The 11,488-nt window shown below is 50.9% G+C and carries 9 protein-coding genes; 4 read left to right on the top strand and 5 right to left on the bottom strand.

Annotated elements, in window-relative coordinates:
• Positions 1–27: 27 nt before the first annotated feature.
• The 4 genes from CWE14_RS00450 to grpE all read right to left on the bottom strand — a co-directional run bounded on the left by CWE14_RS00450 (position 28) and on the right by grpE (position 4,935).
• A complete protein-coding gene (locus CWE14_RS00450; RefSeq protein WP_126788385.1) occupies positions 28–870 on the bottom strand; it encodes a M48 family metallopeptidase in 843 nt (280 codons plus the stop codon).
• A gap of 125 nt (positions 871–995) precedes the next feature.
• Positions 996–2,141 (bottom strand): molecular chaperone DnaJ, encoded by a 1,146-nt coding sequence (gene dnaJ, locus CWE14_RS00445; RefSeq protein ID WP_126788386.1) that lies wholly within the window; start codon positions 2,139–2,141, stop codon positions 996–998.
• Positions 2,142–2,234: 93 nt separating this feature from the next.
• On the bottom strand, positions 2,235–4,160 hold the full coding sequence (gene dnaK / locus CWE14_RS00440; protein ID WP_126797592.1) for a molecular chaperone DnaK: 1,926 nt from the start codon (positions 4,158–4,160) through the stop codon (positions 2,235–2,237).
• Positions 4,161–4,302: 142 nt separating this feature from the next.
• A complete protein-coding gene (gene grpE / locus CWE14_RS00435) occupies positions 4,303–4,935 on the bottom strand; it encodes a nucleotide exchange factor GrpE (RefSeq protein ID WP_126797591.1) in 633 nt (210 codons plus the stop codon).
• A 206-nt stretch (positions 4,936–5,141) separates the two neighbouring features.
• On the opposite strand from grpE, the gene nadK reads away from it, so the two are divergent.
• From nadK to CWE14_RS00415, 4 genes are all read left to right on the top strand, one after another.
• Positions 5,142–6,032, top strand: coding sequence for an NAD(+) kinase (nadK, locus tag CWE14_RS00430; RefSeq protein WP_126788389.1), 891 nt, complete (start codon positions 5,142–5,144; stop codon positions 6,030–6,032).
• A gap of 149 nt (positions 6,033–6,181) precedes the next feature.
• On the top strand, positions 6,182–7,849 hold the full coding sequence (gene recN, locus CWE14_RS00425) for a DNA repair protein RecN (RefSeq protein WP_126797590.1): 1,668 nt from the start codon (positions 6,182–6,184) through the stop codon (positions 7,847–7,849).
• A gap of 142 nt (positions 7,850–7,991) precedes the next feature.
• Complete coding sequence (locus CWE14_RS00420; protein WP_198675679.1) at positions 7,992–8,339, top strand: outer membrane protein assembly factor BamE; 348 nt, start codon at positions 7,992–7,994, stop codon at positions 8,337–8,339.
• A 129-nt stretch (positions 8,340–8,468) separates the two neighbouring features.
• Complete coding sequence (locus CWE14_RS00415) at positions 8,469–11,231, top strand: insulinase family protein (RefSeq protein ID WP_126797589.1); 2,763 nt, start codon at positions 8,469–8,471, stop codon at positions 11,229–11,231.
• 25 nt (positions 11,232–11,256) lie between these two features.
• On the opposite strand, the gene CWE14_RS00410 is transcribed toward CWE14_RS00415, so the two are convergent.
• On the bottom strand, positions 11,257–11,463 hold the full coding sequence (locus CWE14_RS00410; protein WP_126788393.1) for a hypothetical protein: 207 nt from the start codon (positions 11,461–11,463) through the stop codon (positions 11,257–11,259).
• Positions 11,464–11,488: the final 25 nt, after the last annotated feature.

The raw sequence follows: 11,488 nt of genomic DNA, 5'->3' as shown, positions 1-11,488 counted from the left end.
GTGTTGTTCTTTGATATAACTAAAAGTTCAGGCTTCAGGCTTTTCTTTGTGGGCCCACTCCGGTGCCTTACAGGTCGGCGCCGCACGCTCCGCCAGACGAGCTTCATAAGCTGGCATCACTGAGGGCAGCTGTTCGTTGAGGGCATCAATACGTGAGCCCGGCGATGGGTGAGTCGATAGCATTTCCGGTGTCCCTCCGCTACCAAGCGCCTGCATGTTTTGCCACAGTTTTGGCGCTTCCTTCGGGTCAAAACCTGCATCCGCCATTAGCTCCATACCTATTTCGTCGGCCTCAGACTCGTGCCGGCGGCTGTACGGCAGCATATAGCCGACCTGGGCGCCAATACCAAGCCCCGCCATAATGAGGCTGCGCTGCTGCGGAGAGCGGTCAGCAAAGGCAAAATCAGCGCCCAGCAAGCCTGCGGTAACCAGCAGGTTTTGTGACACCCGCTCATTACTGTGCTCCGCCATCACATGGCCGATTTCATGGCCCATGACTGCAGCCAGTTGATGCTGGTTATCAGCCAGCCGCATCATGCCGACATACATTCCAATGTAGCCACCAGGCAAGGCAAACGCATTGACCATCTCCGAATCAAAGATCTCGACTTCCCAGCTGTCAATCTGGTACTCCTCTGGCAGGACTTCGACCAAGGCATCGGTAATACACTGAATATAGCGGTCGGCCTCGGCGTCCTGCAAAAGCGCTTCCTGCTGGCGAATTTCATTCCAGGAGTCAGCACCCATTTGATTCAGTTGTGATGACGACAACAGGTTCAGCTGTGACCGTCCGGTCGGTGAGGTACTGCAAGCTGCCACAATACCGAGCGCGAGCACCGAAACAGTAAGTTTAGAGACAATAGATTTCATGCTAATCCTTCACGTTTAAGCCGTGTCTGAAGTATATGATAAACCCTTAAAAAGTAAAAAGGAGCAGTAAACTGCTCCTTTTATAAACTGCCGGTTTATAATCACCGTGGCATTCACCACTTAGATTAACTGGTTAAGTCATCAAAGAACTTTTTTACACCATCAAAAAAACCGCGCTCTTTTGGCCGGTAACGGGCGGCTTCATCGCCTTTACCCATTGACTCATCGAGGCTACGCAACAGCTCTTTTTGTTTCTCTGACAGATTGACCGGCGTTTCAACTACCGCTTTACAGATCAAGTCACCAGTGACCCCATTGCGGACTGACTTAACGCCTTTGCCACGCAAACGGAACATACGTCCAGTCTGGGTTTCGGTCGGGATTTTAAGTTTAACTTTGCCATCTAAAGTCGGCACTTCAACTTCCCCACCGATCGCCGCATGGGTAAAGCTAATCGGAACTTCGCAATATAAATTGCTACCGTCACGCTTGAAAATACTGTGCTCGCGAACGTGTACCTGAACGTACAGGTCACCCGCAGGCGCTCCATGCTCGCCCGCTTCCCCTTCACCGCTCAAGCGAATCCGGTCACCGGTATCAACACCGGCAGGTATTTTCACATTCAGCGTTTTGCTTTTTTCAACGCGTCCTTCACCATGGCATGTGCGGCACGGGTTTTTAATGACTTTTCCGCGGCCACCACACTGTGGGCAAGCTTGTTGCACTGCGAAAAAGCCCTGACGCATCTGAATCTGGCCAGCACCATGACAGTAATCACAGGTTTCAGCCTTAGAACCTTTTGCCGCGCCACTGCCGTGGCAGTCGCCACATTCGGTCAATGCTGGAATTTCCAGTTCGACGGTTTTACCGCGAACCGCTTCTTCCAGTGACATTTCCAGGTTGTAGCGCAAGTCTGCGCCACGACTAGCCCGGGGGCCACCGCCGCCACGCCGTCCGCCACCAAAAATGTCGCCAAATACATCGCCAAAGATATCTGAGAAGTCAGCACCACCAGCACCTGCGCCAGCGCCGCCACCTCGTGACTGATCAAACGCGGCATGGCCATACTGGTCATATGCCTGGCGCTTAGCAGAGTCACTCAGTATTTCGTAGGCTTCTTTCACATCTTTGAATTTAGCCTCTAACTCTTTGTCACCCTTGGTGCGGTCGGGATGATATTTCATTGCCATACGCTTGTAGGCTTTTTTAATATCACGTTCGTTCGCGTCTTTGCCTACGCCAAGGATTTCATAATAATCCGCTTTTGCCATAACTACGTCTTCTCTGTCACCTTGCTGTTTACAAACACACGGGCGCCGCTTTCGCCAACGCCCGTGCCATCAGAAGTTACCTCGCCAACAAGCTTATTTCTTGTCGTCGTCTTTCACTTCTTCGAACTCTGCATCAACTACGTCATCTGCAGCGTTGTTTGCAGCGTCAGCATCGGCACCCGCATCCGCGCCTTGTTGCTGCGCTTTCTGCTGGGCGATTTCCATCAATTTGGCCGAGGCTTCAATCAGCGCTTGCTGCTTGCTTTCGATTGCCTCTTTATCGCCTTCCTTGATAGCGTCTTCTAGTTCACTAATTGCAGTTTCAATCGGTGCTTTATCATCTTCCGACAACTCATCACCAGCTTCTTCCATCTGCTTACGGGTTGCATGAACAAGACCGTCAGCCTGGTTACGAACCTGCACCATTTCTTCGAATTTCTTATCTTCTTCCGCATGGGCTTCAGCGTCACGCACCATTTTTTCAACTTCGTCTTCGTTCAGACCAGACGAAGCCTTAATGGTAATTTTCTGCTCTTTCCCAGTGTCTTTATCTTTCGCTGACACATTCAGAATACCATCGGCGTCGATATCGAAGGTAACTTCGATTTGAGGTTGGCCACGCATCGCTGAGCGAATACCTTCCAGGTTAAACTGGCCTAACGATTTGTTATCGCCAGAGCGCTTACGTTCACCCTGCAGCACATGAATGGTAACTGCCGACTGATTGTCTTCCGCGGTTGAGAACGTTTGCGACTGCTTCGTCGGAATCGTTGTGTTCTTCTCAATCAGCTTGGTCATCACGCCGCCCATGGTTTCGATACCCAGCGACAGCGGACATACGTCCAGCAACAGTACGTCTTTCACTTCACCAGACAGCACGCCAGCCTGAATCGCAGCACCAACTGCTACCGCTTCGTCAGGGTTAACGTCTTTACGCGGCGACTTACCAAAGAAGTCAGTAACCACTTCCTGCACTTTCGGCATCCGTGTCTGGCCACCGACCAGAATGATGTCATCCACTTCGCCTACTTTAAGATCAGCATCCGCTAAGGCCTGCTTCAGTGGCTCAAGTGATTTGCTAATCAAATCTTCAACCAGTGACTCCAGCTTCGAACGAGTCAGCTTGATAGCCAAATGCTTAGGACCACTTCCATCAGCCGTAATATAAGGCAGATTTACTTCAGTCTGCTGGGCTGAGGACAGTTCAATTTTGGCTTTCTCACCAGCTTCTTTCAAACGCTGCATGGCCAGTGGATCTTTACGCAGGTCAATGCCCTGATCTTTCTGGAACTGCTCAACCAGGTAGTTGATAACGCGGTTATCAAAGTCTTCACCACCTAAGTGAGTATCACCATTGGTCGCCAGTACTTCAAAGGTGTGTTCACCTTCAACTTCATCAATCTCGATGATTGAGATATCGAATGTACCACCACCTAAGTCGTACACCGCAATCACGTTGTCGCCTTTCTTGCGGTCCATGCCGTATGCCAGCGCTGCCGCTGTTGGCTCGTTGATAATACGCTTAACATCAAGACCTGCGATACGGCCGGCATCTTTGGTTGCCTGACGCTGAGCGTCACTAAAGTAGGCTGGTACTGTAATAACCGCTTCGGTCACGCTCTCGCCAAGGTAGTCCTCAGCGGTCTTCTTCATTTTTTTCAGCACTTCAGCTGAGATTTGTGGTGGTGCTTTCTTTTCACCCTTAACCTCAACCCAGGCATCGCCATTGTCCGCTTTAACAATACCAAACGGCATAATGCCGATATCGCGCTGGACTTCTTCGTCTTCGAAACGACGACCAATCAGTCGCTTAATCGCGAACAACGTATTCTGCGGGTTGGTTACAGCCTGACGCTTCGCTGGTGCGCCAACCAGGGTTTCGCCATCTTCGGTAAACGCCACGATAGACGGGGTTGTACGATCACCTTCCGCGTTTTCAATCACGCGCGCTTTTTCACCATCAAGTACGGCCACACACGAGTTGGTTGTACCTAAGTCGATTCCGATAATTCTGCCCATGATGTTCTCCAATTCATTTGCAATTTGCTACTGAGTTGTCACCTAACTGTGGGTGACGGCTCTAAATTTCAATACCCTTAAAATGGGGGCGGTTATTTATTTTTAAAGGCCGTGACAAAAATTTCTCGACCTTATTCAGCGATCAGGCGGTCGTGTTCACACCAGACGTTGGCGCCCGGGACACCATCACCATTGCCGGACGTAATAAACGCCCGTTGAGGGTGTAGCCTTTTTGCATCACCGCCATCACTGTATTCGGTGCGTGCTCTTCGCTTTCCTGCATGCCCATCGCCTCATGATGCTCCGGGTTAAACGGTTGCCCCTCGGGGTCAACTACTTCAACGCCAAACTTTTCCAGCGTTGAAAGAAAACTTTTGTAAGTCATATCGATGCCTTCGAGGACACTCTTAATCGCGTCCTCTTCCGCATCCATTGACTGCATCGCCCGTTCAAGGTTGTCTACCACTGGCAGTAACTCGCCGGCAAACTTCTCCAACGCAAAGTCACGTGCTTTTTGCACGTCCTGCGCTGCACGACGGCGAACATTTTCCGCCTCGGCAGCCGCGCGCAAAGCTGCATCTTTACGTGCGCTCGCCTCGCCTTCGGCAGCAGCAAGTGCCGCTTCCAGTTCGCCAATGCGCTGCAGCTGGCTTTGTTCATCAGCCTGACCATTGGGCTGCTGGTTATCGGCCTGCTGCTCCGATGACGGCGCTGCATCCTGAGGTTGCTGCTGATCATGCGATTCAGCTGACTGTGAATTATCTGGCTTGGTCATGAATGACTCCCTAAACGTCAGATTAACAAGGCGCTCTATTTTTAAAACGCTATTCGTTGTTGGATGAACTACACAATGGGGGCAGTTAGCAGCGATTCAAGCCATTTTTTATATTCACTGTCATCTTTTCCACTCGCAACCAGCAGATGCTTGATTTAAACCGTTAAAATACGTACTTTGAAACAAACTTCAGGAGCGAGACGCCAATGCCAGTCACTACCCCACCATTTACCTGTATCGGTCTAATGGGTAAAGCAAGCATGCCGGAGGCTCAGCACAGCTTGATCGCGCTCTACCATGGCCTACTGGAACATGGCTGCCAAATTCTGCTTGAACACAGTAGCTGGGAAATGCTGGACCACCCGGCCGGCGCAGAACTTTGTAGCATTGATGAAATAGGTCAACGCGCTGACCTGGCGGTCGTTGTGGGTGGTGATGGCAATATGCTCGGGGCCGCACGCGTGCTTAGCCAGTATGAAATTGGGGTGATTGGCGTCAACCGCGGCAACCTTGGCTTTCTGACTGATCTCAATCCGGACGATGCACTGCAACCACTGCTCGAGGTATTGAAAGGCGACTACAAAACAGAGTTTCGTTATTTGTTGTCAGCCAGTGTCTGTCACGACGGCCAGCCTGCAGCTCGCAACAACGCCATTAATGAAATGGTATTGCACTCCGACAAAGTTGCGCACATGATCGAGTTTGAAGTGTACGTTGACGACGAGTTCATGTTTTCACAACGTTCAGACGGTCTAATCGTCGCCACGCCAACCGGTTCAACTGCGTATTCTCTGTCGGCAGGCGGTCCCATTCTGACCCCTCATATGGACGCTATGACACTGGTCCCCATGTTTCCACACACTCTCAGCAGTCGGCCGATTGTGGTCGACGGTAACAGTCAGGTGCGTATTCGTATCGCCCACGACAACGACCCTTTGCACGTCAGCTGCGATGGCCACGTGACCATGGCGGTGCGCCCCGGCGACGATGTCGTCATCGAAAAGCATCCCCGTCAGCTGCGCCTGATCCATCCGCGAAGTTACAACTACTACCACGTACTGCGCAACAAATTAAAATGGGGCAGCCGTCTTTTCTGACGCCACAGGTGCTGCTCGATGTGCGCTTTCGCTGATTCGCCGGCAAAGTGCTGAAGAAATCAGCGAAAAAAGTTTGCACTACTGGATAAACACTGTATATAGTTACTGTATAAATACACAGTTCATTTTTGCGTATATGAGGCGTATCTATGTTAGTGCAATTACAGGTTCGTCAGTTTGCGATAGTTAAAGACCTGAATATCGAATTAAAAGCTGGGATGACTGCTATCACCGGCGAAACCGGCGCTGGTAAATCCATTGCCCTTGATGCACTTGGCTTGTGTCTGGGTGACAGAGCTGAAGCCAGTATGGTTCGACCCGGTGCCGAAAAAGCAGAAATCAGTGCCGTTTTTGATATCAGAAACAATCTCCTTGCCCAACAATGGCTGCAGGAGCATGAACTTGAAGTCGACGACAATCATGACTGCATCTTACGCCGCACCTTGAGTAAAGAAGGCCGCTCTAAAGGCTATATCAATGGAGCCCCCGCGCCTATTAGCCTGCTGAAAGGGCTGGCCCCGTTACTGGTTAATATTCACGGCCAGCACGAGCACCAGTTGCTCAGTCAGCCAGACCACCAGCTGCGCTTATTAGATCACTACGCTGACCATTCCTCATTACTGCAGACAGTGCGCAAACATTGGCGTGAATGGCAGCAACTGCGCAAAGAAAAGAAACAGATTATGGAGCGCTCTGAGCATCTGAGCGCACGTCAGCAATTGATTCGCTACCAGGTTAAAGAGTTGCAGGAGTTCAACCTGCAGGAAGGCGAATTTACGCAAATTGAAACCGACCACCAGCGCCTGGCTCACGCCAGCACCCTGCGCGACGAATCAGCATTTGCCATTAATTGTATGTTCGACGGTGAGCACAATAATGCCTTTTCGCTGGTGCAAACGGTGATCGAACGGCTCAGCGAACAAACCAGTGTCGACGCATCGTTACAGCCAGTGGTGGATTTACTCGCTGAGGCTGGCGTACAAATTGAAGAAGCGGTCCGTGAGTTGCGTCATTACCATGACGACATTGATGTTGATTCAGAGGAACTGGTGCAGCTGGAGAAGCGTATGACATCCGCTATTCAACTGGCGAAAAAACATCAGATCAGTGCTGAACAACTGCCTGAACTGCGCCAGCAACTCGAAGCGGAGTTGGCTGAAATAGAACAGTGCAGCGATAAAGCCGAGCATCTTGACGAAGCTCTGATCGAGGCCAAACAAGCCTTCATAACTGCGGCCAACAGCCTTTCCCAGTCACGTATAAAATCAGCCACCAAACTGGCTAAAAATATCACAGACAGCATGCAGCAGCTGAATATGAAGGCTGCCCAATTTAAGGTCAGCGTTGATAGCAGTATTGAGCATGCCTCTACATTAGGTATTGACCATGTTCTGTTTAATGTCAGTACTAACCCAGGGCAACCATTGCAGCCACTGCAGAAGGTCGCCTCCGGCGGCGAATTGTCACGCATCAGCCTTGCTATTCAGGTGATTACCGCCCACCGCGCCAACACGCCTACGCTGATGTTCGACGAGGTCGATGTTGGTGTGAGTGGCCCCACCGCTGCCACCGTAGGTTCACTGCTACGTCGTCTCGGCGAAACAAACCAGGTTATCTGTGTAACCCACTTACCTCAGGTTGCGGCCAAGGCCCACCAACAAATGCGGGTCGAGAAGACCCATCGCAAAAACTCAACTGAAACCATTATGGTACCGGTACAAGGGGATGAGCGTATTATCGAAGTTGCTCGCTTGTTAGGGGGCGATGAAGTGAGTGAGAAAGCGCTCGCCAATGCCCAGGAACTTTTAGCCAGTTAAGCATAAACTGGCGCGAACTTTTTACCTTCCGCAGAGTCCATCTAATTGCGCCTGATGAATCTCGCCAGCCACTATTGCTAGGCTAGTAAACCTCGGGCGCTTTCGTTATCATCCAGCCATTCATTATAAAATGTGGTACGTCATGAAAGCACTTATTCTAGCCATTGCTGTTGTTAGTCTGTCAGCATGTTCGCTTATTGACCCTTTGGTCTATAAGATCAATATCCCTCAGGGAAACTTTATTGAACAACGCGACGTCGATGAACTGCGTGTAGGAATGAGCCGTGAACAGGTTAAATTTGTTCTCGGAACTCCGGTTGTCGACAATAGTTTTCGTAACGAGGACTGGGTTTATATGTACCGGATGAAACCCGGCCGTGGCGACGTGACTGTGCGCGAATTCCGAGTTCACTTCGACGATGACCTGCTTGCTGATATCAGTGGTGATTTCGACAAGCCGGAACAGTTTGACGTCCCCCTGATTGATTAATGTAAAAAGTAAATCCAGCAGGCACCTTGTTGTCGTATAGTACGAGAGTGGTTTCACAAGCGTTTCCAAAGGCCTGATCCCAACTTCTGAGCAATGCGGCTTAACCAAGGATAGTTAGTTAAGGAAACTATGGTGCCTGAAAATAGCTCTCCGAGCACAAGGTTAGAAAAGAGTCCAAACGACCATCGCCAGTATCAGCTTACTGAACTGGACAATGGCCTGTCCGTATTACTGGTGCACGACGCTGACGCCCTGCACAGCGCCGCCTCTGTTGCCATTAATGCGGGGCATTTTCAGGACCCGCCAGACGTACAGGGGCTGGCTCACTTCCTTGAACATATGCTCTTTATGGGTACAGACGCTTTTCCCGACCCTGATGAATATCCTGATTTTGTTGACCAGCATGGCGGTCAGCACAACGCCTGGACGGGAACCGAACATAGCAACTTTCATTTTGATATTCGGCCGCAGCATTTTGCTCCGGCACTTGAGCGTTTTTCCCGTTTATTCATTGCCCCCGGCTTTTCGCCACAATGGATAGATAAAGAACTGCAAGCGGTTGAGTCTGAGTATCGGATGAAGCTGAATGACGAGCTTCGCCGTCTGTATCAGGTTCATAAAGAGACCGCCAATCCAAACCATCCATTTACTAAGTTCTCGGTCGGCAACGCGCAAACTCTTGTCGGAAACCAGGATGGAAGTCTGCAACAGCATTTACAGGCATTTTTTAAGCGCTGGTACCATGCCGCGAACATGACTCTGGTTCTGGTCGGGCCGCAATCGTTAGATGAACTTCATGAACTGGCTTCCACCTATTTTAGCGACGTTGCTGAGATTACCCCGGATAACACCGCGCAAGTGCCGGAATCCATCAGTGAGCCGCTCTACACCGAGGCGCAAAAAGGGGTCGTTATACATGTGCGGCCATTAAAAAATGCCTGTCGCATGATCCTCACCTTGCCCCTGCCCGGCATCAACGACGACTACCCGTTCAAAAGCACAAGCTTACTGGCTCATATGCTCGGCTACGAGGGACCTGGAAGTCTCTGTTCTGAGCTAAAAACGAAGGGCTGGATTACCGATCTGTCTGCCGGAGGCGGCATCAGCGGCAGTAACTTCAAAGACTTCAATTTTAATATTCAGCTTACCCAGCGTGGCTTAGACAATTATTTGCAGGTAGCGCACTTTATCTTCAATGCGATCGATGCGTTGCGCCAGCAAGGCATTGAAGACTTTCACTATCACGAGCGGCAACAAATGGTGGCGCTGTCTTATCGCTATCAAGACGCTATCCGCAGCATTGATTTAGCGTCGCAGTTATCCATTAACATGATGCATTACGCCCCTGAGCATATTATTTCCGGCGACTATCTGATGCAGGGTATGAACCACAGTAAGCTGTCCAGCCTGCTCGACTACATGCGCCCTGAGCAATGCCGGTTAATGCTTATTCATCATTCACTGCCGGTCAATCAGACGACCTCGCTCTACGATACAGCGTACCGTGCTGAGAAGTTCAGCAGCGAGCAGCTGCGCGCGCTCAATCACGAGCCAGACCAACCGCTGTGCCAGTTCCCTTCGCCTAATCCGTTTATCCCCCAACAGGTTGAACCACAGCCGCTGCGTGAGCCAAGTGCACGATTACCTCGACTTTTAGCCAGTGCCCCGGCATTGCAGTCATGGCACTTGCAGGACGCTGACTTCCGGGTTCCCAAAGGACACATATACCTGTCACTGGTCCTGCCTGAAGCGACAAATAACACCCTGGCATTCGCTCACGCGCGGGTATGGTGTGAACTGGTTCTGGATAAACTAAATGAGCGCTGCTACGACGCAGAAGTGGCTGGCATCCAGTTTAATGTCTATCCACAGCAATCCGGGATCAGCATTCATGTCAGTGGTTTTTCTCAGCGCCAACCAGAGTTGCTGCAGCAAATTATCAAAGCGCTGACTGATTTCGAGTTTGATGAACAGCGTTTCAGCGCCATTCAGCAGCACCTCTACCACAACTGGATCGCTCTCAATCGGCATAAGCCGATTAACCATCTGTTCACGGTTCTTAACCAAACCTTACAGCGCGGTTGCTATATTGGTCCCGACCTCGCCGCTGAGCTGAAAACGATGACCGCGAGTAAGTTTCAGCATCATATGCCGGAAATCTTCAGGCAAATGAACGCGATTATGCTGATCCACGGCGATTGGCCCATCGATACCGCCCAGCAGCTAACCACCATGGTTACCCAGGGGCTGGGCTTACAGAACCGTCCCCAGCAAGGTCCATTGCGCGAAGTGCGGCTACTCGAGCCAGGCCGTGATCAGCGGTTTCATTGCCGTCTGCCTCACCCGGACAACGCCATTGCCTATTTCTGTCAGGGGCAGTCGCTCAACCTCGATGAGAAAGCCCATTTCCTACTGTTAAATCAACTGATCTCGCCGGGCTTCTTTTCTGAACTGCGCACTGAACAGCAACTGGGCTACATGGTAGGAACCAGCTATGTACCTATGAATGGACGCCCTGGCTTGTTGTTTTATGTGCAGTCCCCGCATGCCAGTCTGGATGACATGGAAACTGCTATCCGGGATTTTATTCGCAGTTTCTGTGAGCAGTTGAGCGAGGTGCCGGATGCTGTATGGCAATCCGCCAAGCAAAGCGTCATTGCTCAGCTAACAGACCGTGACCCGAATTTACGGGTTCGTGCGCAGCGGATGTGGACCAGCATTAATATTGATGATACCGACTTTAGCCTGGCTCAGGCTATGGCCGATAAAGTGAGCAGTACGCAATTATCAACGCTGGTCGAGTCTGCCAGTAGTCGGCTACTTACCCAGGCCGCTGCGCTGTGGCTTACTTGCGAAAGCGAAGAGAGTCAGGCTGAAGGCCGGGACCGATAAACTGCTAGCTTCTCCGATACGTTAATCAGGCGTGGAAGCTATCCGGGCTTGGGGTGGCACAGTTGGATGCGCGCAAACCCAGTAGACGTTTATGCGTATTGAACATAGGCAGTAGCAAAGGACCCAGCAAGAGCCCTAACAGACACCAGCGTTTTGCACCCATGGCGTTTTTAAGTGCCTGAATGTAAAAGTAAACTGCGGATAACACACTAATAACGGGTAGAACTAACATACAACCCCCTTTACTTAAGGCCCTT

It is taken from the genome of Aliidiomarina soli (assembly GCF_003986975.1).
Classification (GTDB): Bacteria; Pseudomonadota; Gammaproteobacteria; order Enterobacterales; family Alteromonadaceae; genus Aliidiomarina; species Aliidiomarina soli.
Note: the sequence above shows the minus strand (reverse complement) of the source record. Positions and strands in the feature narration are given on the sequence as shown.